Below are 23,940 nucleotides of genomic sequence, written 5' to 3'. Positions count from 1 at the left end.
TTACATGCTTTAATCTTTATTTCTTTACTATACTTTGGTTTTCTTCCCATAAAAAATACCTCCAAGTAGATAGTCTATTTTAAATTAATTAAACTGTCTACTTTGGAAGTATCATATCATTATCTACCTCTTTTCCTCTATTTCTTTAATTACTTCATCTATCAACTCATCTACTTTAATTTGACCTTTATCTCCTTCATCTCTTTTTCTAACAGAAACAAGTCTTTCTTCTACTTCTTTTTCGCCTACTATTAGCATATAAGGAATTCTTTGAAGTCTAGCTTCTCTTATTTTATATCCAATCTTTTCTGCCCTATCATCTATTTTTATTCTAAGACCTTTCTCTTTCATCTCTTTCTTTAATTCATAGGCATAATCATTAAACTTATCAGAAATAGGAAGAATTGTAACCTGAATTGGTGCAAGCCATACTGGAAACTTTCCTGCGTAATGTTCTATTAATATTCCCATAAATCTTTCCATACTACCCAAAATTGTTCTATGAATCATAACAGGACGTTTCTTTTCATTATCCTTATCTATATAAGTTAAATCAAATCTTTCTGGCATTTGGAAATCAAGTTGAATTGTTCCACATTGCCAAGTCCTGCCTATAGCATCTTCAAGATGATAATCTATCTTTGGTCCATAGAAAGCTCCATCGCCTTCATTTAAAATATATTTAATTCCTTTTTCCTCTAAAGCTTCTTTTAAACTATTTGTAGCTAATTCCCATTGCTCATCAGAACCCATAGAGTTTTCTGGCCTTGTAGATAATTCTACATGATATTTAAATCCAAATACACTATATATATAGTCTGCTAATTCTATTACTTTAATTAGTTCTTCTTTTACTTGGCTTGGAATCATATATAAATGAGCATCATCTTGAGTAAAGCTTCTAACTCTCATTAATCCATGTAAGGCTCCTGAAAGCTCGTGTCTGTGAACTAATCCTAATTCTCCTAATCTTAAAGGAAAATCCCTATAGCTATACATCTTTGATTTATATACTAAAATAGAACCAGGACAGTTCATTGGCTTTATAGCATAATCTCCATCATCAATATTTGTAAAATACATGTTTTCTCTATAATGATCCCAGTGACCAGATTGATGCCATAATGCTTCGTTTAATATTAGTGGAGTTTTTATTTCTCCATAACCTCTTTTAACATGTTCTTTTTTCCAAAAATCCTCCAATATATTTCTCAACACCATACCATTTGGATGGAAAAAAGGAAAACCGGGACCCTCTTCATGCATACTAAATAAATCTAATTCTCTACCTAATTTTCTATGATCTCTTTTCTTTGCTTCTTCTAATCTGTTAAGATATTCTTCTAAATCTTTTTTCTTTTCATAAGTTGTTCCATAAATTCTTTGAAGCATCTTGTTTTTTTCGTCTCCACGCCAGTAAGCTCCTGCTATACTTAGAAGTTTGATTGCTTTTACCTTCTTTACATCATAAAGATGTGGACCAGCACAAAGGTCTGTAAATTCTCCTAAAGTATAGAAAGAAATTATTTCATTTGGAGGTAAGTTTTCTATTAAGTCAATCTTATAAGGTTCTTCACGTTCTTTAAAATACTCTAAGGCTTCATCTCTTGACATGATAAATCTTTTTAGTACATGTCCTTCTTTAACTATATTAGCCATTTCTTTCTCAATTTTTTCTAAATCTTCTGGAGTAAATCTATGCTCTGTATCAAAGTCATAATAGAATCCATTTTCTATGGCAGGTCCTATAGCAAATTTAACTCCTGGGAATAATTTTTGTACTGCAAGTGCCATTATATGGGCTGATGTATGCCAAAATATTAATTTTCCCTCTTTGTCTTCAAATTTTACTACTTTAAATGTTGCATCTTCTTCTACTGTTTCTTGCATTCCTTTTATATCACCATTTACTACTGCTCCAAGAGCAACTCTCGCTAGACCTTCTGATATATCTTTGGTAATATCGTATACACTTACACCTTTATCATATTCTCTTATAGCCCCGTCTGGTAAAGTTATTTTAATCTTTTCCATATTAACCCTCCTCATATTTCTATATAAAAAAACCTTTCATCTCTACAAAAATTGTAGGGACGAAAGGTTCGTGGTTCCACCCTAATTGCTTCTTAATTTAAATAACGCTATATATGCGGATATCTTTCGCTAAAGCTTGAGATACGGCTCAGGGGTGGTCTTCAGATATTTTTCACTTGGGGAAATTTTCAGCCAAGGTTTCCCCTCTCTTTAAGGAAATAATAACTTACTCTTCCCTTCTATGCCTTTAATATTTAATTTTACTTATTTGATTATATATTCTAACTTCTATAATACTATTTGTCAAGGCTTTATTTATACTTATTTATACCAAATAAAACTTATTTTAAACAGGATAATATTTCCTCCATAACAATTATTCTTTGCTCTCCTGTACTCATGTTTCTAAAGGAATAATTATTACTTTCAACCTCTTCTTGTCCAATTACGATTACATAAGGTATGTTTAATTTATCTGCATAATTAAACTTTTTCCCTACTTTACTATCTTCTATATATATTTGAGTATTGATACCTTCTTTTCTTAATATAGTGGCTGCTTCTACGGCTTTTTCTATATAGTTTTCCATAGGAATTATCAATACTTTAGTTAGTGAATTCTCCATAGCTTTTATTATATTTGCTTCCATTAATTGATAGAAAAGTCTTGTAAGTCCTATAGAAATCCCTACTCCTGGTAATTTTTGCTTTGTATAATAAGTAGCTAAATTATCATATCTTCCTCCAGAACAAATACTACCTATTGAAGGATAATCATTTAAAAAAGTTTCATATACAGTTCCTGTATAATAATCTAATCCTCTAGCTATAGTTAAATCAATTTTATAATTTTCTTCTGGAACGCCAAAAAGTTTTATATATTTATTTACCAAAGCTAATTCATTTAGACCTTCTTCAAATATCTCATTTCTTATTTCTAGCATTTTTAGACTTTCTATTATTTCTACATTGGATCCTTTAATTTTTATAAATTCTTTTATCTTTTCTATATTTTCTTCCTCTAATCCTATACTTTTAAGCTCTTTTTCAACTCCAGTAACACCAATTTTATCTAATTTATCAATAGCTCTTAAAACTAAAGTTAGATCGTCTATATTTAACCATTGGAAAAATCCCATTAATATTTTTCTATTGTTTATTTTTATAGTAAAAGAATCAAAACCTAAATCTTTAAATGTGGAATATATTATGCTAGGTATTTCTGCGTCGTTTATTATATCTAAAGTACCATTCCCTATTATATCTATATCACATTGGTAAAATTCTCTAAATCTACCTTTTTGGTTTCTTTCTCCTCTATAAACTTTTCCAATTTGATATCTTCTGAAAGGAAAAGTTAATTCAGAAAAATGTTGAGCTACATATCTGGCTAAAGGTACTGTTAAATCAAACCTTAATGCCATATCAGTATCCCCTTTTTCAAATCTATATATTTGTTTTTCTGTTTCTCCTCCTCCCTTAGCAAGTAACACTTCTGACTTTTCTATAATAGGAGTATCTATTGGCAGAAATCCAAATTTCTCATAATTTTTTCTTATAATATCTAACATTCTATTAAATAATATTTGATCTGATGGTGTCAATTCCATAAAACCTGGAAGAATAGATGGCTTAACAATATTTTCACTCATAATAACCCTCCAAATATGTAATCTTTATTATTATAATACCATTTAGAAAATATTTTTCAAATAATTTATATTTATCAGAAAACAAGAAGCTGACTATTCAACTTCTTGTTATTTTCCTTTTTTCATTTTAATCTTAACTTTGCATACATCGCAACCCAAGCAAAAATTTATTCTTTCTTTAAATATATTTGTAAGTACTTCTACTATTTCTTTGTCCTTATCCTTTTCATCTATATGGACCACCAGTCTTTTTGGTGCAATTACTATTAATGAGCTGATAAGTAAGTCATCCTTACTTATTCCCTCATAAGATAGTTCATTTATAATATCACTAAAAAAATCATTTTCTATAATTTTATTATTCTCATCCATAAGCCTATAATCATTGTCACATAATATTACATTTACTAAGTCATATTTAGGTTCTTGAATATCAATAAAATACTGTAATATTTTTATAAACTCTTTATATTCTTTTTCTGCCGTTAACTCTTCAATACTCTTTTCTATAGCTCTATCTATTAAAAAATTAAAATCTTTTAATCTAAAACGTAGATATCCATCAACAAGTAATGTTCTATTTTCAATTAAATAATTAACTATTTCTCCATTTAAAAATTGTTTTTCTTTTACAAAATAATTCTTATTCATAAGCATATTATGAGAGTATACAATTATTTCTTCTCTATCTGAAATATTAAAATCAGTGCATATTTTATTTACTCTATAGACAATTAAATATTTTGCATACACTTTTATTATAATATCCTGTACTATATGAGCTAAATTATCGTATAAAATTAATTCATCATAAGTCTTTCTTTTGCCTATAGAAAAAGAGAATATATCTCTATCATTATAATTTTCTTCTTCTATATTCAATTTTCTTTCAAAAGAATAACTATCTATTATTTCTTTTACTTTTTCTAAATCCTTATTAATTCCGATTTTTATAGGTTCCATTGTATCACTCCCTTCTGTTAGTAGTATGTGCTCTAACCATATGTATATACCACTTAAAGACTTACTCTAATGGCAATATAGACTAATTATCGTACCAATATCTACTATTTTTTTCTTTGACAAAAAAACGACTTTTTTATTATTTTTTTTAATAAAATCTAATATCTTCTTCTCTTCAGGATGGGAGCATAATGATCCTGAAATAATAATAGTGTCTTCTGATAAGTTTCCTGTAGTTCCACCAATAAATCCATAATTTTGTCCTTTTAATAAAATATGTCCGGGCTGAATTAATAAAACTTTACAGCCAATAGATGTTAATTTTTCATAAATCGGATAATCTGAAGTTATAGCTGACATTTCTCCTACTATAGCCATAGAACATTTACTATAGCCTTGTTTAACATCTATTAATTTTAAATTTTCTCTTTCTAAATAATACTTTAATTTTTCGTCAGTATATTTAAAATTATGTATGGCAATTCCTTTGAGTCTCCCTACATTATATGCAATATCATCGGGATATCTCCTATGTAAAAATTTTTCTCCTTTAATTATTTTTATACCCAAGCCATGAAATTTTTCTTCATAATAATCAAAAACATTGGGAGCAATTAATAATGTATTATTATTTATTGGATGTATTACTATATCAGGATGATAAGAAATAGAATCTTCAACTTCTTTACATTTTATAGTCTGTATAACTTTTAAATTTAATCTCTTTAAGTTATTTAATATTTCTTCATCTACTCTTCCATCAACTATTACTAAATCAGCAGTTTTTAAAGGAATAAATGGATTTTTGTCCAAAACAATCACCGCACTTTTACAAAAAAATTAAACCTTCTATTTACATAGAAGGTTTTCTGGAGGCGGCACCCAGATTTGAACTGGGGAATAAAGGTTTTGCAGACCTCTGCCTTACCACTTGGCTATGCCGCCACATATAATGCGAAGTCCTTTCCAAGAACTATCAGATATTTTCTGCGGAATATATTATTGGAGCGGAAGACGGGATTCGAACCCGCGACCCTCGCCTTGGCAAGGCGATGCTCTACCACTGAGCCACTTCCGCTTAATACCCTATTTTCATTGACTTAACGTAATATCTACAGCCATCTCTTACATGGTGCCCAGAGGCGGAATCGAACCACCGACACGAGGATTTTCAGTCCTCTGCTCTACCGACTGAGCTATCTGGGCTAGATATCACAATTGTTAGTATACATGAATATTGACCAATTGTCAACTATTAATTAAACTTTTTAGATTTTCTTTTGAAAATTGGTATTTTTTATTGCAGAAATGGCATACAACCTCAGCCTTACCATCCTCTTCAATTATATCCTCTATCTCTTTTTTCCCAAGACTTATAATAACACCTTCTATTTTTTCTCTAGAACAATCACAATTATATTTAACACTTATTTTATCTAATACTTCCATATTAAATTGACCTAGTAATTCTTCCATAATATCTTCAGGTGCTAACCCTTTATCAATTAAGGTTGAAATAGGCATTACTTTACTTAAAGTAGTTTCTATTTTAGTAATATCATCATCAGATACGCCAGGTAACAATTGTATTATATATCCACCTGCTGCCCTAACAGATATATCCCTATCTACTAATACTCCTAGACTAACAGCTGAAGGCTGCTGCTCAGATAAAGAGTATAAATGAGCTAAATCTTCTGCAATTTCACCAGATACTAATCTCGCTTGACCAACATAAGGTTCTTTTAAACCTAAATCCATAATAGAAGTAATAGTTCCATTTCTACCAACTAGAGTACCTACATCTAATTTTCCATCTTCTCTACTAGGCACATCAGCATAAGGATGATCAACATATCCTTTTACTCCGCCTTTGTTGTTAGCTACTATTACTATATTTCCTAAAGCACCATCACCTGATATTTTAAAAGTTAATATATCCTTATCATTTTTCATCATTGCACCCATCATGGCAGCAGCCGTTAATGATCTTCCTAAAGCCGCTGTAGCTGTAGGAGAAGTATTATGAATTTTTCTTGCTTCTTCCACTAAGTTAGTTGTTGAAGCTATAAATATACGAATAGTTCCCTTTTCATCTATCCCTCTGATTATATAATCTTCCATATCTATCACCCTTGCTAAAAATAGTAAAGCCCCTCATGGAGGGGCTTAATTTGCTACTATCAAAAACTATATAAAAGAGAATAAGGTTTTTATAGTTTTACAACGTTAGTAGCTTGAGGACCTTTTTCTCCTTGAACTATTTCAAATTCAACTTGTTGTCCTTCTTCTAAAGTCTTAAATCCATCTGAAGTTATTGCTGAATAATGTACAAATACGTCTTCTCCAGCTTCAGTTGATATAAAACCGTATCCTTTTGTAGCATTGAACCATTTCACAGTACCTTTTACCATTTAAAACATTCCTCCAATACAGCTAATTTAATAATAGATGAGTCCTATGTATCATCTACCTTTAACATAGTCTATCACACAATATGTGACCTTGTCAAATAATATTCCCTCAATTATTTGGAAATATTCTATAAACTTTAATATTTTATTTTATTGCTATAAAATTTATCCTTTCACTTTTAGAATATGGCTTTTTAAAAGAAAATCCTTCAAAAAAATCAATTTCTCTAAATCCTGCTTGCGTTAATAATTCAACCACTTCATTTATTTCATAAGCCCTTTCTTTATGCTCTTCATCAAATCTAATGTAATTTTCTCCATCTTCATTCATAAAAAATGTAAGATAAAATTCACAAATATTATTTTCTTCATCAAAATAATTTTGCCAAGTATAAAAAACATCTTCTCTATCTTCAACAAAAGTATTATTTCCTATTATATATTTTAATTTATAGTAGGAATTAATGTCGAAAATAAATATACCACCTTCTTCTAAATGGTTTCTCACATTTATAAATGTATCTAACAAATCTTTTTCATCAGTAATATAATTTATGCTATCACAAATTGATATGATACAGTCAAATACATTGTTAATTTTAAAGTTTATCATATTTTGATTTAATAACTTGAGATTTTTAAACTTATAAAGTTTATCATAAGCTATCGTGAGCATATCAGAGGAAAAATCAAAGCAAGTCAGTTGATAACCTTCTTTAGCTAAGTAATAAGATAAATTTCCTGTACCACACGCCATTTCTAGAACCTTATGAGGATTTTTGTTAAACTTTTCAAGAATCTTTTTTATATAAATAAACCAGTTTTCATAATCAAAATCTGTCATTAATTCATCGTATAATGTTGCAAACTTATTATATATGTCCATTTTTAATTCTTTGTCAACTCCTTAAAAATTTCTTCTAAAACCATTCCTGACTTTTCTCGTATAACTATATCTCCATGATTATCCATCATAGTAGGTCCAACGTTTATTATAATCAGCTTTTTAGCTTTCTGTGGTAAATAATTTACAGGAGATACAGAAAGACTTGATCCAATAACTATTAGCAAATCACAATCATCTATTTCTTCCCATGCTATATTAAAATCTTCTGGTAGCATGTCCCCAAAGAATACAACATTAGGTCTAAGAAGTCCTCCGCATTTTTCACATTTAGGTGGGATTTCCCCTTTATTAATCTTTCCTTCTAATACATTTAATCCTACAATTTCTCCACAATCTAAACAGCTTCCTTCTCTAGTGTTTCCATGAACTTCTAGAATATATTTTGAACCTGCCTTATGATGTAAATTATCTATATTTTGAGTTATTATTCCCTTGATATATCCCAATCGCTCCATTTCTGCCAATACTAAATGTCCTTTATTAGGCTCTGCATTAGTCATGGAAAGCAGCATTTGAAAACCTTCTTTATAAAACTTGTTTGGATCGTTATATAGTACCGCTGTAGATAGGGCTTCCATTGGATCTATATTCTCCCATAATCCAGTGTTAGGACTTCTAAAATCGGGGATTCCACTTTCTGTTGATATCCCCGCTCCTGTCAGTACCATTACCTTCGCAGAATCTTTAATCATTCTAGCTGCTTTTTCTATTAAGCTTTTATTCATAAACCTATCCCCCTTTGAAACTATTTCTTATCCTTTCTTTTCATCTCCCTTTTTCTCACTGTAATTAAGCCACCTATTCTTCCAGATTCTTTAGCCGTTAAACCCGCCCATCCTACTTCATTTATTTTATCTATGAGACCTAATTCTCCTGCAATTTCATACTTTAACTTATCTTCTAAGGTCTCCTCTTTATGTTTTCTTTTCTTATTTTTATTTGTCACGTTTATCCCTCCTATTCCTATTATTGAGGAAAAAGAGGATTTTTATTCCTATACAAACAGATATTTAACATTTCTCACTATAAAAACTATAATTATTATGATAATGGGCAAATATTCAAACAGATTATTTTTTCCTTTTGTATACGTTTCATACAAAATATCTTCGTCATAATCTATGCTATTTTCTGTTTCAGGTAATATTTTCAATAGTATTTTAAGAATAATTCCTGAAACAAGAGCAATTCCCCCTATAAAAACTAAGGCTATTAATAATTGTACCTGAGTAGACATCCCTAATGTCTCCACATTAGTATTACTTACATTATTCTGAGCTTTAGTGGTTGCATATCCAATAGTTAATGCTATAGTATTGTTTAATAAATGAGCTATTACTGATGAATATATTGAGTCAGTTTTATAAACAATTATACCAAATATAATGCCCAAAAATATAGGTCCTAAAAGATTTTGAAGGTTAAAATGAAATAAACCAAACAAAATGGCAGAATAGATAATACTTTTCTTCTTTCCTAATTTATCATAAGCATTCATTATAGTACCTCTAAACATTATTTCCTCACATATGCCTGGTGATATTGCAATCACAAATAAACCTAATAAATACTGTAAAGAATTCTTAGGAATTGGAACAGAATTGGGTATAATGTCTCCAAAGCTACTTAATATAGTAATAACTATTAGGTTTAAGAAAACTGCTACAGGATAAGTGAAGATAACTATTAGAATAATTATTAGTAACTGTTTCATACTGATTTTGTTAAGCTTTAAAATTTTTTTCAAAGAGCATCCTTTAAATTTTAAATATGATAGATTAGGTAACAAAATAATCAAATACTCTGTTATTAGAAGTCCAGAATATACTTCTCTTCCTTGAACATAAGAGCCAAGAAAAATTAGTAAAAAACCTAATATTAAATATAATAAATTAACCTGAAAAATTGAAGGTTTTTTTGTATATTCCAATATTAACACCTCACTCTACTTTATAATATAATTGTATCCTTTTATTATCCTATTAATCAAATATCTTTATATTAACATATTATATGCTATATTCATATAATAGTATATAATATATTAAGCGAGGTGATAATGTGAAAAAAGTTAATCTTGGAATTGTAGGTGCTACTGGATTAGTAGGAAGGAATTTATTAAAGATTCTAGAGGAAAGAAATTTTCCTGTAGATAACTTATATCTTTTTGCTTCCTCTAAATCCAAGGGAGAAAAAATTATGTTTAAGGGAGAAGATTATATAGTAGAGGAACTTAATGAGGATTCTTTTAATCGTCCAATAGACTTAGCATTATTTTCAGCTGGCGGAGCTATAAGTAAAACATATGCACCAATAGCAAAAGAAAAAGGTCTTGTGGTTATTGACAATAGTAGTACATGGCGTATGGAACCTTGGGTTCCTTTAATTGTACCAGAAGTTAATCCAAAGGATATATTAAATCATGAAGGTATAATATCTAATCCTAATTGTTCCACTATCCAATCAGTAATTCCTTTAAAACCTTTAGAAGAAGCTTATGGGATCAGTAGAATAATCTTCTCAACATATCAATCTGTTTCTGGATCTGGATTGGGAGGTTTAGAAGATCTGGAAAAGGGTAAGGATTGTCCCTACTTTAAAAAATATCCGCATCCTATATCTTATAATATTATACCTCATATAGACGATTTCTTAGATAACGGTTATACTAAAGAAGAAATGAAAATGATTAACGAAACTAAGAAAATATTAAATAATCCTTCAATTAAAATAACGGCAACAACTGCAAGAGTACCTGTTAAATATGGTCATTGTGTTTCAGCTAATATTGAATTAAAAAATACTTTCAACATAGAAGATATTTTTACACTCTTTAATAAAAGTGAAGGTATTGATGTTCTAGATGATCCAAAAAATAACGTGTACCCTATGCCTATTTTAGCTGAAGGTAAGGATAAAGTTTATATTGGTAGGATTAGAAGAGATTTTAGTGTGGAAAATGGTCTTAATATTTGGATAGTAGGTGACAATATTAGAAAAGGAGCTGCTACCAATACTGTCCAAATAGCTGAATTATTTATTAAGTATTTCTAAGGAGGTCGAAGAATGTTTAAGGGTTCTGGTGTTGCAATAGTTACACCTTTTAAAGATGATAAGATTAATTTTGAAAAATTAGGTGAACTTATTGAATGGCATATTGAAGAAGGAACAGACGCTATAATAATCTGTGGAACCACTGGTGAATCAGCAACAATGAGTGATATAGAACAAAAGGAAGCAATTAAATTTGCTGTTGAAAAGGTAAATAAGAGGATATCAGTTATAGCAGGAACAGGTAGTAACAATACAAGGCATTCCATTGAATTAAGTAAATATGCTGAAGAAGTTGGTGCTGACAGTCTATTAGTGGTTACTCCTTATTATAATAAAACAACCCAAAAAGGATTAATAGAGCATTATGAAGCAATAGCTGATTCTGTTAACATACCAGTAATAATCTATAATGTTCCAAGTAGAACTGGGTTAAATATATTACCTAAAACTATCTATACGCTTTCTAAACATCCAAATATAAAGGGTGTTAAAGAGGCTAGTGGTGATATTGCTCAAGTTGCTGAAATTGCTCGTTTATGCAATAATGATTTTTATATTTATTCTGGCAATGATGATATGGTAATACCTTTACTTTCTTTAGGTGGTGTTGGTGTAATTTCAGTAGTTGCTAATATTCTACCTAAAGATACCCATAATATGGTTATAGATTATTTAGAAGGAAATACCGCATCTGCACTACAACTTCAATTAAAAATGAAACCTTTAATAGATGCTTTATTTATTGAGACTAATCCGATTCCTGTAAAAGAAGCAATGAACTTAATGAATATGGAAGTAGGTTCTTGTAGATTGCCTCTTACATCCATGACAGAAAATAATAAGAATACTCTTATTAATGAATTAATCTCCTACGGGATGGAAATAGGGAGGTAGAACTATGATTAAAGCAGCTATTAACGGATACTTAGGTCATATGGGTCAAGTAATTGAAAAGCTAATTTTGGAGAATGATAATATAGAACTAGTAGCTGGAATTGATAAAAATATTTCTAATTATAAAGGCGAGCTAGAAGTTTATGAAAATGTATTTGAGTTAGAAAATAAATGTGATGTAATAATAGACTTTTCTCACCCATCTTCACTAGAAAGTTTAGTTAAATACTGTACTTCTAACAAAACTCCATTAGTTATAGGTACTACAGGCTACGGTGAAAAAGAAATAGATTTATTAAACGAGGGAAGTAAAGAGATTCCTATTTTTTACACTGCAAATATGTCTTTAGGAGTTAATCTTCTGTTGGATTTAGTTTCTAAAGCTGCCATATTGCTAAAAGATGACTTTGATATTGAAATTATTGAAAAACATCACAATAAAAAAATTGATGCTCCTAGTGGTACTGCATATTTAATTGCTGATACTATTAATAAAGAACTAGAGAATTCTATGGACTATGTTTTTGATAGGCATTTAAGTCATAAAAAAAGATCTAATAATGAAATAGGTATCCATTCTATTCGTGGTGGAACCATTGTAGGAGAGCACTCTGTAATTTTTTCTGGCTTAGACGAAGTCATAGAAATCAAGCATAGTGCAGGATCTAAACAGATCTTTGGTCAAGGAGCTTTAAGGGCTGTTGATTTTATAATAGGTAAAGAACCAGGTCTATATAATATGAGAAATTTAATAAAGTAAAAAAACCTACAGAGCTTTTCCGTAGGTTTTTTTATTAATCAAAAGTAAATATATGAGGTATGTTTCTATAATAATCTCCATAATTAAGACCATATCCAACTATAAAAACATCAGGAATAGTAAAGCCGACATAATCTGGAGATAAGTCCACTTTTCTTCTACTAGGCTTATCCAGCATTACACAAATTTTAATTGAATTAGGTTTTTTACTCTTTAAATATTCAACTACTCTCTTCATAGTATAGCCTGAGTCCATAATATCATCAACTATAAGTACGTCTTTATCTTTAATATCACTTCTTATGTCATGTATTATATTAACATTTCCTGTGGAAATTTCATCATGCCCATAGCTTGAAGTAGTCATGAAATCTATTTCTACTGGTATTGTCATTTTTCTAACTAAATCAGCGGTAAAAATAAAACTTCCTCTTAACAAAGATACTACTACTAAATTATTGTCTTTATAATCTTTACTTATTAGTCCTCCAAGTTCTTTAACTCTACTATTAATATCTTCAATGCTAAATAGTGTTCTTTCACTTTTGTTGCTTTCCACCCTGTTCTCTCCTTTCATCTTTTGCTAATATTATTAGTTTTTTTCATGAGTATTGCTTTAATATCCTTAAGCTCTATCAATATTTTATTTAAAGTATATTGAAAGCTCACTAATATAATCAATATTATAGCATTAATTATTAATTTTGTATCCATAAAACAATCTTATCCTTCCTGTTCAAATACTTCCATTCTATTATTATCGTTTTCAACAAATTCTAATTTAGATACAGAAACCTCAAAAGCAATTTTTGTTTCTATTTCCCCAGAGTGAAGTTTTTTCTGATACTCCCTACTTTGAATTCTCCCCCATAGCCTAATATGATCTCCGACTAATAAATTTTCACAAAACCTTGCATTTCTTCCCCAAGCAATACAAGGTATGTAATCTGATTTGTTATAAGGTCTATTAACAGCTATTAACAAATCTGTTATTTCCCTACCGAAGGGTGTAGTTCTATAAATAGGTTTTTTACATATATACCCATCTAGGTATATTTCATTAGGTTTTCTTAGAATTTCTAATAATTCATTTTCATCCAATACATAGATATCTCTAGCAAATATTGTTAGTACCAATCTATTATTGTTTTCAACGTATCTATTATAGGATCTAAGTTGTCCCTCTACTACCACATATTGTCCTAAGGACAAGTTCATATTAACCAGAAGTCTTTCCGATATGGTAATAGGTAATATATCTACCGAATCACTTAATCTAGGAACTTCCAAGTCAAAACTATAAAATCCTTCCCCATACATCTCATGGCTAAAACTTTTATCACTAGCCACTTTACCAACTACCTTCACCATGTTTGTATCAATAATTTTATCAACCATGTCCTAACATCTCCCCCTTATTCTTATGTATTTCCGAATCTATATCTATAATATTCTTCTAATAATAATATTATGATATAAAAAATAAAATAAAAGATATAGATAGTTTCTCATTTGTATATATCTATTATTTGACACCTATCAACAAATTCCTTCTAAATTTCAGAAAAATTGTTAAATAAAAATCAAATATTCCTTATTTACATTAGCACACATTTCTACTTTTTGCCATCTAAAAAATAAGGAGAATTGTTCTCAGATATATTATTGCCTAAAACTAAACTACATGAAATGGCTGCTAATCCAGGATATATATCTGTTTTGTCCTTTGAACTCAATATGACAGGAAACTCAAAAGGTTCTATTATATCTCCTTCTATAGGTACTATATCCCTCTGCAAGCATAGGTTCATTTCAATATACTCGTGAATATTATAACTAGAAGGGTTAATTGTAGCTTTGTTACTAAACCCATAGGTTATTACTATTCCTTTACTTTTTTCATCTAATAAGGAAATCCATTGTTCTTCATCGCAATTTAACATAATATATTCGACATCTTTACATAATTCCTTTAAATATTTATTTTTATAGTCTTCTTCATTTAAGAAAGTATGAACTAATATATTAAATTCAATTCCTAATTCTACTACATCATTGATTAAACTTGGTTTAATATCTATTAGGGCAATATGGTTATTATCCTTATTGAAAACAACCATATTACCTTTTTTATTCTGATGATATTTTTTATAACTAGACCTATTTAAAATTTCTTTTATCAAATTAAAAGTAATTCTGTCTCTTTTGTTCTCTATAACTCCAATAAAAATCATCTTTGGAATCTTCAATTTTATCCCCTCTATCTTTTATATTAGTCCTTTATTAAGATTTGCCTACCTGTATTATCCATCTTAAAATTATCTTTATAAATCAATTCAGAGATAGGTACTATTTCAAAGCCATCTTTCTGTAATCTTTCTATTATTATTGGCAAGTATTCCTTAATATATTTAGCATTATTGTGGAATAAAACTATTGATCCATTTTTAGCATTTCTAACTACTCTATCTACTACAGGCTGAACACCTAACTCTTTCCAATCTAAAGAGTCTATATCCCATTGAATTGTATAGTATCCATTTTCTTTACAAACTTGAACTAAATCATCGTTATAATCTCCAAATGGAGGTCTAAATAATATCGGCTTTTTGTTTATTAGTTTTTCTATTTTATTTCCCGTAATATTAATTTCTTGACTCATTTGTTCTCTGCTTAATTTTGTCATGTATGGATGATTAGTAGAATGATTACCTACATCATGACCTCTTTTAGCTATTTCTTTTACATGGTCTGGATATTTATCTACCCAAAATCCTACTAAAAAGAAGGTACTTTTAACTTCATACTTATCCAATGTTTCTAAAATATTCATAGTAAATTCATCACCCCAAGCTGCGTCAAAGCTTAAAGCTATTTTTTTATCTTCCGTTTCTACACTATATATAGGTAATTCCTTAGTTTGAGAAAATACTTCTGCAACATTTACATTTGTTTTAAAAGAAACATAAACTAAAGATACTAATAGAATACCAACAATAATCACTAATCTAAAAGTAACATTATGTTTGTTGTAAATCCACTTCAAATTATCGCCTCCTACTTTTTTGTATTAATATAATTTATTCCTAAATCTAATTTATATTACTTAGGTATAAAAAAAGAAAATAGCGAAACGCTATTTTCCATTATAAATATATAATTCTTTCCCATTTAACTTATCTTCTTCTATTGAATCTTCTAGTCCACTTGGAACTGTAACTATATTCTTATTTCCATCACTAATATACTTTTTCTCAGGATTCTTATCAAAATATTCTAACCAATTATATAATCCTACATTATCTACTTTCATCTGACTTCCCCTAATCCTTGGTAGCGATAAAGGATTAAACTTTTTAGAGATAGGTGATGGTGCTGGATTCCAGCCCACATTTAAGATGGCTATATTCTCATATATTGTATCATTATACTTTCCTTTTTGTAAGTAAGTTTCTAGCTCTTTATTCTTTGGTCTTTCTCCATAGCAAAGAGCATAAGTGTCTATCTCATATTGTGGTAAAACTTTATTAATTACTTCTACTTGTTTTCCAATAGCTTCTTGTATATCTTTAGGAGTATCCATTTTTTTCATACTCCTATGGTCTATAGTATGATTTCCTATATCATAACCTTTTTCTATTAAATAGTTTAATTTATAATCAACATATTCTTCTTGTCTAAAAGGATTAGTACCAAATATAAAAAAGGTAGCAGTAGATTTAAAGTCCGAATATTCTTTGTTAAAATCCTCTAACAAGCCAATAGCTGATTTCGGGTCAATAATATCTTCTCCTTTATCATTTTTTATGATTCTAAAATTATTTTCATTTCCATCATCAAAAGTAAGTACTACAGGGGTATATCCTGCTTCTATATCCATATTGTTTGTTACATAGTCCTTTAATGTAACAGGTCTATAGCCTTTATCGTACAATATTTTTAAATCCTTTTTAAAATTTTCTGGTGTCCTTTGCCATTCTGCTTCTTCTTCTCCAATATTATGGTACATAATAATCATAACTTCCCCAGCTTCATTTGGATTCAAAGATAAGTCTATAAGCTCTTTTGGATCTACTGGCTCTTTTTCTTCTAAAGTTTTTTGGGGTTCTTCTTCATTAGTATAAGAAGGGGTTTCCTCACTAGTAAGTTTATCTGTGCTGCAAGCTACAGTGGCTAAAGTTAACATTAAAATAAAAATTAAAAAACAATTCTTTTTATATTTCATATTGTTCATCCTTTGCTAATATTATAAGTTCATTATACTATAAATTTTTTAAAACTAAAATCAAATTAAGATTAAATTAGAATTATTGACCATATTTCCATTATATATACTCATTTTCAAATTTTACTAGAATATTTTTATTATGAAAGGTTATATTAATAGTACAACAACATAGAAGTTGTTGAAAAGGAGGGTTCTATATGGCTAATAATAACAGAATAGTTGTTCCTGAAGCAAGAGCAGCTTTGGATCAATTAAAGTTAGAAATAGCAAGTGAACTTGGTATGTCAAACTATGACAATATGGATAAGGGCAACTTAACTTCTAGACAAAATGGATATGTTGGTGGATACATGGTAAAAAAATTAGTAGAAAGTGCCCAAAACCAAATGGCTGGAAAATAGTATTTATATAGAGAAGTGGAATTCCACTTCTCTATTTTATTTTATGTGATATAATTTAATAATAAAGGTTTTTGTGAAAACATTTTAAACTAAGAAAGCCTTTACCTTAATGAGTTTAAAACCAAGTCTATTTATAGCAAAGAAGTTTCTACTTTCTCATGCATTATAAATTAATACATAAAAAGAGGTGTACAATATGTTTATTGAAAACACTGAAGAATTAGCACAAAATAAACTACTTCTTTTATATATAATTAAAAGGTCTAATAAATCCTTAACAAATAGTCAAATTACTGAATTTGTTTTGGAAAAAAATTACATGAATTATTTCTTAATTCAACAATATTTAAGTGAGTTAATAGAATCTAATTTTGTAGAACTTATAAAAGAAGATGATATAGAAATATATCATATATTAAACAAAGGCCAAATAACTTTAAATTACTTTGAAGAAAGAATTCCTGTAAAAATCAAAGAAGAATTAGACAAAGAATTTTTTAAAAAAGAAGAAGAACAAAAAAAAGAAACTCAAGTTGTAGCAGAATATTTCCAAAAAGGTGAAAGTCATTATGTGGTTAATTTAAAGTTAGTTGAAAATGAAGAAACACTTTTCAGTCTCTATTTAAATGTTGCTACAATATCTCAAGCTGAAATGGTCTGTAATACATGGAAAAACAATACGGAGTTTATTTATCAAAACTTTATTAATATATTAGTAAATGAAAAAATTACTCCATTAGAGTAGAAGTAGCCCATTAGGCTCCTTCCCTACTTTAATATTATTTAAAATTTTTTGATTATTTGTATCAAATATGGTAAGAAGACTATCTAAAATATTTGTTATATAAAGTTTGCTTTTTCCATCCCAATGCATATTATTTGGCATTCCACCTAAATGTAATCTCTTTATATTATTTTCATTGGATAAATCAATTTTATAAAGACAACCATCTTCTATATTTGACAGATAAAAAATGTCTTTTCCTCTTATTTTTATTAAGTTGGTAAATATGCCTTTTAATTCTATACTTAATACAGTTTTATATCCTTCTAATTCTATTACTGACAAATTACTATAATTTATTACTCCATTGTTCACATAACATAATACAAATATTTTATCTTCTTCTAAAACAAGTTTTACTGGATGTTTATTTAATTTTATAGTTTCTACATTTTCTCTTTTTAAATCCAAGATATCTATACTATAACCATTGCTATTTGCTACATATACTTTATAATAGTTTTTATCAATCTGAATATCTGTAGGTTTTTCTCCTACTGGAATATTTTCCATTAAAGAAAAATCATTTTCATCAATTACAGAAATTGAATTAGAATCACTATTAGAAATAAAAACATTGTCATTAAAGCTTTTAATGCAAGTAGGAAACCTTCCCACTTTAATTGAATCTAATATTGTTCTATTATCCATATCGATCTTGAAAACTGAATTATCATAAGCATTTACGCTATATATTAGGCCCTCTTTGTTAATCATTAAATCCCAGGGGCCTAATTGATAATTTTCTAAAAAAAAAGTTTTCTTTCCTTCCTTACTTATTAAATTATAAAGAGAAATTGTTTCTTTTCTATATGGATCATTAGAATTTATTAGGGTTAAAGTATCTTCCCCAGTATTTGCAACTATTATTCTATCTTGTATTACCAATTCTTCACCCCCATTTACCATATATATTAATTTATGCAATTTGGTATCTTGGGGTGATATATATTTAAACCTTCTATAGCATTGCTATAGAAGGTTTACTAAAGTCCTAACTTCTCCTATTAAATACAAAGAACCGCCAAATACTATTAAATCATTTTCTCCAGCTAATTTATATGTTTTATCTACGGCTTTGCTAATATCTTTTTCAATGAATATGTTATCATTATATTTCCTGATCTCTTTAGCTAAATCTTCAGCTTTAAGTTTTCTGGGCATATTCACTTCTGTTATAACTATTTCATCTGCCTTCGGAGCTAATAATTCTATCATATGAGCAGAATCCTTATCTTTTAATATTCCAACTCCTAAAATTAATTTATCATACTTAAACATATCAAGAGCTTTTACTAATTGATTAATACCTTGAACATTATGTGCTCCATCAATAAGAAAAGTAGGATTTCTTCTTAATACTTCTAATCTACCTGCCCATCTAGTTTCTTTAAGGCCTTTTTTAATTTCTTCATCACATATTTTTACTAAGCCTTTATCTCTTAGTTTTAGCAGCGTGGTAACAGCCAAGGCAGCATTATATACTTGATATTCTCCTAACATAGATATAGTTATATCTTTTATTACATTATCCTCATATTTAAAATCAAAAGTTCCACCAAATTCAGATAGCTTATGAATTTTAATATTTTCTAAAGGACAGGTATGAAAGTCTGCATTCTTACTTTGCGCAACTTCTTTTAAGACCTTTAGTGCCTCATCTTTTTGTGGATAAGAAATTACCAGTCCATTTTCTTTTATAATACCAGCTTTTTGAAATGCAATTTTTTCTAAAGTATCTCCGAGAATATCTACATGGTCATAATCAATCGTAGTTATAACTGAAGCTAAAGAAGATTCTATTATATTTGTCGAATCATACCTACCTCCTAAGCCTACTTCTAATACTACATAATCTGTTTTTTGTTCATGGAAATAAGCAAAAGCAATAGCTGTCACTATTTCAAAAGTAGTAGGATGTTCTAAACCTTCTTTTATCATTATATCCGCTTTTTCTTTTATAAGACTAGTAATTCTGCTTAAATCCTTATTAAATATATCTTGTCCATTTATTTGAATTCGTTCATTAAATCTTTCTAAATAAGGAGATGTGAATAAACCTACCTTATATCCAGCTGCTTCTAAAGAATTAGCTAAATAGGAAGAGGTGGAACCCTTCCCATTAGTTCCACCAACATGTATATATTTTAAGTTTAAATGAGGATTTCCTAATAATTCTAGTAACTTCCTAATAGAATGAAGACCTAATCTAGAACCGAATTTTTCTTTATCATTTATATATGCTAAAGCCTCTTGATAATTCATTTTATCCCCCACTTTATCTATTAGATTTTATGTTTTCAAGCCTCTCTAGTACTTTTTCCATCATCTCTTCATATTTTTTTTGCTTTTCTCTTTCTTCAGCTACTACCTTTTCAGGAGCTTTACTAATAAAACCTTTATTAGCCAATTTACCTTTTACTCTCTTAAGTTCACTCTCTAGCTTTTCTCTTTCCTTTTCTAATCTTTCTATTTCTTTATCAAAATCAATTAAGTCTTTTAAAGGTAAAAATATCTCACACTTACTCAATACAACAGATATATTATCATCACCAATATTAGTCTTATTATCTAATATTTCAATTTTTTCAGCACTTGCTAAGTTAATAAAATATCTTTTCCCATAGTTTATTATATCTTTAATTCCTTCATCTTCTGTAACAAAAATTACTGTGGACTTTCTTGAAGGAACAATATTCATTTCTGCTCTAGCATTTCTTATTCCTTTAATGCCTGTCATTATAAATTCTATACGTGTTTCAGCTTTAGGAAAATGTAAGTCATCTCTATATTTTGGCCACTGGCTAACAATTAATGGGTTTTCAGTTTTAGGAAGGTGCTGCCAAATTTCTTCTGTTATATATGGCATAAAAGGATGGAGTAATTTTAAGATGTCTTTTAATACAGCTAATAAAACTTTCTCTGCAACTTCCTTACTTTCCTTGTCATCTCCATATAATCTTGATTTAACCATTTCAATATACCAATCACAATATTCGTCCCAAATAAAGTCATAAATTTTTTGGGCTGCTATGCCAATTTCATATCTATCTAGATTTTCTGTTACATCTTTTATAACTGTATTTAACCTGGATAGTATCCATTTATCTTCTTCTTCTAGGTTTTCTAAATTAAGTTCGTGTTCTATTATTTCTTCCTCTAAATTCATCAATACAAACCTAGTAGCATTCCATAATTTATTAGCAAAATTCCTATTTGCTTCTACTCTTTCTAGATAGAATCTCATATCGTTTCCTGGAGTATTTCCAGTCACTAAGGTAAATCTTAAAGCATCTGCTCCATATTCATCTATAACTTCTAATGGATCTATACCATTGCCTAAAGATTTACTCATCTTTCTTCCTTGAGAATCTCTAACCAGTCCTGTTAAAAATACATCTTTAAATGGTACTTCTCCCATTTGCTCAATACTTGAAAACACCATTCTTACTACCCAGAAGAATATAATATCATATCCAGTAATAAGTACATCCGTTGGAAAGAAATACTCTAAATCCTCTGTTTTCTCAGGCCATCCTAGTGTTGAAAAAGGCCATAATGCTGAAGAAAACCAAGTATCCAATGTATCTGTATCTTGATGTAAATTAGTGCTACTGCACTTATTGCATTTTTCTGGTTTTGTTCTTGATACTATGATTTCATTGCAGTCATCACAGTAATATACAGGTAATCTATGTCCCCACCACAACTGTCTAGAAATACACCAATCTTTAATATTTTCTAGCCAGTTAGTATATATTTTGCCAAATCTTTCGGGTATAAAATTTACTTCTCCTTTACGGTAAGCTTCTAAGGCTGGCTTTGCTAAAGGCTCCATCTTCACGAACCATTGTTTAGAAATAAGAGGTTCTACAACTGTATTACATCTTTCACAATGACCAACTGCATTTTGATGATCCTTTATTTCAATTAAATATCCTTGTTTATCTAAGTCCTCAACAATTTTTTTCCTAGCTTCATATCTTTCTAATCCTTGGTATTCTCCACCTTCTGAGTTAATACTTCCATCTTCACTCATTATTATACATTGCCCTAGTTCATGTCTTGCTCCAACTTCAAAATCATTAGGATCGTGAGATGGAGTTATCTTAACTGCTCCTGTACCAAATTCCATTTCTACATATTCATCAGCAATAATAGGGATTTCCCTATTCATTAATGGCAAAATAGCAACTTTACCTATTAAATCCTTATATCTTTTATCTTCAGGATTTACTGCTATTGCTAAATCGCCTAACATAGTTTCTGGTCTAGTTGTAGCTATGGCAATATAGTCATTACTATCTTTAATAGGGTATCTAATATACCAAATATGACCTTCAGAATCCTCATGTTCAACTTCTGCATCGGATATAGCAGTTCTACAATTTGGACACCAATTAATTATTCTATCCCCTCTATAAATCAATCCCTTTTCATAAAGCTTTATAAATACTTCTTCTACTGCATTGCTTAATCCTTCATCTAAAGTAAATCTATCTCTACTCCAATCACAAGATACTCCTAACTTCTTTAACTGATTTTTTATAGTGCCCCCATATTTATGAGTCCAATCCCAAGCTTCTTCTAAAAATCCTTCTCTTCCTAACTCTTCTTTAGATTTTCCCTCACTCTTAATTTTCTCTACAACCTTTGCCTCTGTAGATATACTGGCATGGTCTGTTCCAGGTAACCATAGTGCTTCATAGCCATCCATCCTTTTCCACCTTATAAGGATATCTTGAATAGTATTATTTAAGGCATGCCCCATGTGAAGACTTCCAGTTACATTTGGTGGAGGCATCATTATGGTATAAGGCTTTTTATTCTTATCTACATGAGCTTTAAAATATCCGTTATCACTCCAATATTTATACAACCTATCTTCAAAGTCTTTTGGACTATAGGTCTTTGATAAATTCTCTAACATTTAATGTATTCCTCCTTCTATATTATTATCAAAAAAATCAAAACCCCTCATCCTATATAAGGACGAAGGGTATATTCGCGGTACCACCTTAATTCCACGGGATATCCATGGCTCTTAAAAATTATAACGGTAAACCCGTTCAAACCTACTTAATTTCAGCTTGAATGTTCAAAAGCTACCTTCAGTAAACATAGCCTAAAGATCTTTCACCCAAGGATCTTTTCTCTGAATAGGGTATTTACTTACTCCTCTTTATCATCACATCATATAAAATTATTGGTTTCATTATATATATAAACTTTTTATTTGTCAATATATAGTTATATAGTATTATTCCTCATAGATAGATAAATTATAAAATAATTTATAAAAGCAGTTATATTTAAAATAACTGTAGTAAAAAACAATAATTTTGAAATAATACTTGGCATTCTAAATACTACAGATAGTGTAGCTGCATAAAAAGATAGAGTTGCAACTTTTCCATATTTATTGGCAGGTAAAACCTGATTTCCTTTAAATAAATATAAAATAAATCCTCCTAGAATCATCAATACTTCCTTTAACCCTATAGCCATAAGTATCCAACTAGGTATTAATTTTGCTGACGTAAAGCTAATTAGGACTGCAAAAGTCATCATTTTATCTGCAAAAGGATCTAATACACTGCCTAATTTAGTTATTTTATTATATTTTCTAGCGATATGCCCATCTAACACGTCCGAAATTCCTGCAATAATAAATATTATTCCTGCATACAATATACGATTTTCTAAGGAAGAATAGAAAAAATAAAGATAAACTGGAATAAGAAATATTCTTAAAATCGTTAATATATTTGGTATATTCATATCCTATTACCCCTCTTCAATACTTATATTTTTAGTAACCATTATTTTTACTCAGAATATTATAGCTA

Annotated in this window: 24 protein-coding genes, 3 tRNA genes and 2 other annotated features; of the genes, 5 read left to right on the top strand and 22 right to left on the bottom strand. The window is 29.1% G+C overall.

Features of this window, described 5'->3' with window-relative positions; translation table 11 throughout:
- Positions 1 to 123 precede the first annotated feature (123 nt).
- From thrS to KQI42_RS13630, 13 genes are all read right to left on the bottom strand, one after another.
- The gene (gene thrS / locus KQI42_RS13690) at positions 124 to 2,034 is read right to left on the bottom strand and encodes a threonine--tRNA ligase (protein ID WP_216520726.1); all 1,911 of its coding nucleotides are present in this window, start codon (positions 2,032 to 2,034) and stop codon (positions 124 to 126) included.
- A gap of 52 nt (positions 2,035 to 2,086) precedes the next feature.
- Positions 2,087 to 2,285: a binding site (T-box leader), on the bottom strand.
- A 90-nt stretch (positions 2,286 to 2,375) separates the two neighbouring features.
- On the bottom strand, positions 2,376 to 3,686 hold the full coding sequence (gene hisS / locus KQI42_RS13685) for a histidine--tRNA ligase (protein WP_216520724.1): 1,311 nt from the start codon (positions 3,684 to 3,686) through the stop codon (positions 2,376 to 2,378).
- Between the two features lie 108 nt (positions 3,687 to 3,794).
- Positions 3,795 to 4,649: a putative sporulation protein YtxC gene (ytxC, locus tag KQI42_RS13680; protein WP_216520722.1), complete on the bottom strand. Its 855-nt coding sequence runs from the start codon at positions 4,647 to 4,649 to the stop codon at positions 3,795 to 3,797.
- A 66-nt stretch (positions 4,650 to 4,715) separates the two neighbouring features.
- Positions 4,716 to 5,462 (bottom strand): DUF6873 family GME fold protein, encoded by a 747-nt coding sequence (locus KQI42_RS13675; protein WP_216520721.1) that lies wholly within the window; start codon positions 5,460 to 5,462, stop codon positions 4,716 to 4,718.
- Positions 5,463 to 5,519: 57 nt separating this feature from the next.
- Positions 5,520 to 5,594: transfer RNA gene (locus KQI42_RS13670), tRNA-Cys, on the bottom strand.
- A gap of 58 nt (positions 5,595 to 5,652) precedes the next feature.
- Positions 5,653 to 5,727, bottom strand: a tRNA-Gly gene (locus tag KQI42_RS13665).
- A gap of 52 nt (positions 5,728 to 5,779) precedes the next feature.
- Positions 5,780 to 5,855 (bottom strand) — tRNA-Phe (locus KQI42_RS13660).
- Between the two features lie 42 nt (positions 5,856 to 5,897).
- On the bottom strand, positions 5,898 to 6,773 hold the full coding sequence (gene hslO / locus KQI42_RS13655) for an Hsp33 family molecular chaperone HslO (RefSeq protein WP_216520720.1): 876 nt from the start codon (positions 6,771 to 6,773) through the stop codon (positions 5,898 to 5,900).
- 89 nt (positions 6,774 to 6,862) lie between these two features.
- The gene (locus KQI42_RS13650; RefSeq protein ID WP_216520719.1) at positions 6,863 to 7,063 is read right to left on the bottom strand and encodes a cold-shock protein; all 201 of its coding nucleotides are present in this window, start codon (positions 7,061 to 7,063) and stop codon (positions 6,863 to 6,865) included.
- Between the two features lie 145 nt (positions 7,064 to 7,208).
- Positions 7,209 to 7,949 carry a class I SAM-dependent DNA methyltransferase gene (locus KQI42_RS13645; protein WP_216520717.1) on the bottom strand — a complete coding sequence of 247 codons (741 nt, stop codon included), beginning with the start codon at positions 7,947 to 7,949 and terminating at the stop codon, positions 7,209 to 7,211.
- 2 nt (positions 7,950 to 7,951) lie between these two features.
- Positions 7,952 to 8,695: an SIR2 family NAD-dependent protein deacylase gene (locus KQI42_RS13640; RefSeq protein WP_216520715.1), complete on the bottom strand. Its 744-nt coding sequence runs from the start codon at positions 8,693 to 8,695 to the stop codon at positions 7,952 to 7,954.
- A 20-nt stretch (positions 8,696 to 8,715) separates the two neighbouring features.
- Positions 8,716 to 8,916: an alpha/beta-type small acid-soluble spore protein gene (locus tag KQI42_RS21015; protein WP_216520713.1), complete on the bottom strand. Its 201-nt coding sequence runs from the start codon at positions 8,914 to 8,916 to the stop codon at positions 8,716 to 8,718.
- Positions 8,917 to 8,964: 48 nt separating this feature from the next.
- Positions 8,965 to 9,900 (bottom strand): CPBP family intramembrane glutamic endopeptidase, encoded by a 936-nt coding sequence (locus KQI42_RS13630; RefSeq protein ID WP_216520712.1) that lies wholly within the window; start codon positions 9,898 to 9,900, stop codon positions 8,965 to 8,967.
- A gap of 131 nt (positions 9,901 to 10,031) precedes the next feature.
- On the opposite strand from KQI42_RS13630, the gene KQI42_RS13625 reads away from it, so the two are divergent.
- From KQI42_RS13625 to dapB, 3 genes are read left to right on the top strand one after another with little or no spacing between them, the layout of a single operon-like run.
- Positions 10,032 to 11,024 carry an aspartate-semialdehyde dehydrogenase gene (locus KQI42_RS13625; protein WP_216520711.1) on the top strand — a complete coding sequence of 331 codons (993 nt, stop codon included), beginning with the start codon at positions 10,032 to 10,034 and terminating at the stop codon, positions 11,022 to 11,024.
- A 12-nt stretch (positions 11,025 to 11,036) separates the two neighbouring features.
- Positions 11,037 to 11,918: a 4-hydroxy-tetrahydrodipicolinate synthase gene (gene dapA / locus KQI42_RS13620; protein ID WP_216520708.1), complete on the top strand. Its 882-nt coding sequence runs from the start codon at positions 11,037 to 11,039 to the stop codon at positions 11,916 to 11,918.
- A gap of 4 nt (positions 11,919 to 11,922) precedes the next feature.
- The gene (dapB, locus tag KQI42_RS13615; protein ID WP_216520706.1) at positions 11,923 to 12,678 is read left to right on the top strand and encodes a 4-hydroxy-tetrahydrodipicolinate reductase; all 756 of its coding nucleotides are present in this window, start codon (positions 11,923 to 11,925) and stop codon (positions 12,676 to 12,678) included.
- Between the two features lie 34 nt (positions 12,679 to 12,712).
- Here the strand turns inward: dapB and hpt are convergent, their stop codons facing one another.
- The 5 genes from hpt to KQI42_RS13590 all read right to left on the bottom strand — a co-directional run bounded on the left by hpt (position 12,713) and on the right by KQI42_RS13590 (position 16,903).
- Positions 12,713 to 13,237, bottom strand: coding sequence for a hypoxanthine phosphoribosyltransferase (hpt, locus tag KQI42_RS13610; RefSeq protein ID WP_343231695.1), 525 nt, complete (start codon positions 13,235 to 13,237; stop codon positions 12,713 to 12,715).
- 164 nt (positions 13,238 to 13,401) lie between these two features.
- On the bottom strand, positions 13,402 to 14,076 hold the full coding sequence (locus KQI42_RS13605) for a single-stranded DNA-binding protein (RefSeq protein WP_216520702.1): 675 nt from the start codon (positions 14,074 to 14,076) through the stop codon (positions 13,402 to 13,404).
- Between the two features lie 218 nt (positions 14,077 to 14,294).
- Positions 14,295 to 14,927: a hypothetical protein gene (locus tag KQI42_RS13600; protein WP_216520700.1), complete on the bottom strand. Its 633-nt coding sequence runs from the start codon at positions 14,925 to 14,927 to the stop codon at positions 14,295 to 14,297.
- Positions 14,928 to 14,950: 23 nt separating this feature from the next.
- Positions 14,951 to 15,724 carry a polysaccharide deacetylase family protein gene (locus KQI42_RS13595; RefSeq protein ID WP_216520698.1) on the bottom strand — a complete coding sequence of 258 codons (774 nt, stop codon included), beginning with the start codon at positions 15,722 to 15,724 and terminating at the stop codon, positions 14,951 to 14,953.
- Positions 15,725 to 15,814: 90 nt separating this feature from the next.
- On the bottom strand, positions 15,815 to 16,903 hold the full coding sequence (locus tag KQI42_RS13590; RefSeq protein ID WP_216520697.1) for a polysaccharide deacetylase family protein: 1,089 nt from the start codon (positions 16,901 to 16,903) through the stop codon (positions 15,815 to 15,817).
- 200 nt (positions 16,904 to 17,103) lie between these two features.
- Here KQI42_RS13590 and KQI42_RS13585 point away from each other — a divergent pair, with 200 nt between their 5' ends.
- Together KQI42_RS13585 and KQI42_RS13580 are read left to right on the top strand one after the other, a co-directional pair.
- Entirely contained in the window at positions 17,104 to 17,307 is a 204-nt protein-coding gene (locus KQI42_RS13585; protein ID WP_216520695.1) for an alpha/beta-type small acid-soluble spore protein, read from the top strand.
- 196 nt (positions 17,308 to 17,503) lie between these two features.
- Entirely contained in the window at positions 17,504 to 18,052 is a 549-nt protein-coding gene (locus KQI42_RS13580; RefSeq protein WP_216520693.1) for a DUF4364 family protein, read from the top strand.
- Here KQI42_RS13580 and KQI42_RS13575 read toward each other — a convergent pair.
- The 4 genes from KQI42_RS13575 to pgsA form a co-directional block, all read right to left on the bottom strand.
- Entirely contained in the window at positions 18,044 to 18,979 is a 936-nt protein-coding gene (locus KQI42_RS13575; protein WP_216520691.1) for a YncE family protein, read from the bottom strand. The genes KQI42_RS13580 and KQI42_RS13575 overlap by 9 nt on opposite strands.
- Positions 18,980 to 19,063: 84 nt before the next feature.
- On the bottom strand, positions 19,064 to 20,356 hold the full coding sequence (locus KQI42_RS13570; protein ID WP_216520689.1) for a bifunctional folylpolyglutamate synthase/dihydrofolate synthase: 1,293 nt from the start codon (positions 20,354 to 20,356) through the stop codon (positions 19,064 to 19,066).
- A 13-nt stretch (positions 20,357 to 20,369) separates the two neighbouring features.
- Positions 20,370 to 23,021: a valine--tRNA ligase gene (locus KQI42_RS13565; RefSeq protein ID WP_216520687.1), complete on the bottom strand. Its 2,652-nt coding sequence runs from the start codon at positions 23,019 to 23,021 to the stop codon at positions 20,370 to 20,372.
- Positions 23,022 to 23,076: 55 nt separating this feature from the next.
- Positions 23,077 to 23,289: a binding site (T-box leader), on the bottom strand.
- 52 nt (positions 23,290 to 23,341) lie between these two features.
- Complete coding sequence (gene pgsA / locus KQI42_RS13560; protein ID WP_216520684.1) at positions 23,342 to 23,872, bottom strand: CDP-diacylglycerol--glycerol-3-phosphate 3-phosphatidyltransferase; 531 nt, start codon at positions 23,870 to 23,872, stop codon at positions 23,342 to 23,344.
- Positions 23,873 to 23,940: the final 68 nt, after the last annotated feature.

The organism is Tissierella simiarum (assembly GCF_018917865.1).
Classification (GTDB): Bacteria; Bacillota; Clostridia; order Tissierellales; family Tissierellaceae; genus Tissierella_C; species Tissierella_C simiarum.
Note: the sequence above shows the minus strand (reverse complement) of the source record. Positions and strands in the feature narration are given on the sequence as shown.

Excerpts from the sequence above, each read along its gene's own strand:
- thrS (WP_216520726.1), bottom strand. The coding sequence starts at position 2,034 with ATGGAAAAGATTAAAATAACTTTACCAGACGGGGCTATAAGAGAATAT.
- hisS (WP_216520724.1), bottom strand. The coding sequence starts at position 3,686 with ATGAGTGAAAATATTGTTAAGCCATCTATTCTTCCAGGTTTTATGGAA.
- ytxC (WP_216520722.1), bottom strand. The coding sequence starts at position 4,649 with ATGGAACCTATAAAAATCGGAATTAATAAGGATTTAGAAAAAGTAAAA.
- hslO (WP_216520720.1), bottom strand. The coding sequence starts at position 6,773 with ATGGAAGATTATATAATCAGAGGGATAGATGAAAAGGGAACTATTCGT.
- KQI42_RS13650 (WP_216520719.1), bottom strand. The coding sequence starts at position 7,063 with ATGGTAAAAGGTACTGTGAAATGGTTCAATGCTACAAAAGGATACGGT.
- KQI42_RS13645 (WP_216520717.1), bottom strand. The coding sequence starts at position 7,949 with ATGGACATATATAATAAGTTTGCAACATTATACGATGAATTAATGACA.
- KQI42_RS13640 (WP_216520715.1), bottom strand. The coding sequence starts at position 8,695 with ATGAATAAAAGCTTAATAGAAAAAGCAGCTAGAATGATTAAAGATTCT.
- dapA (WP_216520708.1), top strand. The coding sequence starts at position 11,037 with ATGTTTAAGGGTTCTGGTGTTGCAATAGTTACACCTTTTAAAGATGAT.
- dapB (WP_216520706.1), top strand. The coding sequence starts at position 11,923 with ATGATTAAAGCAGCTATTAACGGATACTTAGGTCATATGGGTCAAGTA.
- KQI42_RS13605 (WP_216520702.1), bottom strand. The coding sequence starts at position 14,076 with ATGGTTGATAAAATTATTGATACAAACATGGTGAAGGTAGTTGGTAAA.
- KQI42_RS13590 (WP_216520697.1), bottom strand. The coding sequence starts at position 16,903 with ATGAAATATAAAAAGAATTGTTTTTTAATTTTTATTTTAATGTTAACT.
- KQI42_RS13585 (WP_216520695.1), top strand. The coding sequence starts at position 17,104 with ATGGCTAATAATAACAGAATAGTTGTTCCTGAAGCAAGAGCAGCTTTG.
- KQI42_RS13580 (WP_216520693.1), top strand. The coding sequence starts at position 17,504 with ATGTTTATTGAAAACACTGAAGAATTAGCACAAAATAAACTACTTCTT.
- KQI42_RS13570 (WP_216520689.1), bottom strand. The coding sequence starts at position 20,356 with ATGAATTATCAAGAGGCTTTAGCATATATAAATGATAAAGAAAAATTC.
- KQI42_RS13565 (WP_216520687.1), bottom strand. The coding sequence starts at position 23,021 with ATGTTAGAGAATTTATCAAAGACCTATAGTCCAAAAGACTTTGAAGAT.
- pgsA (WP_216520684.1), bottom strand. The coding sequence starts at position 23,872 with ATGAATATACCAAATATATTAACGATTTTAAGAATATTTCTTATTCCA.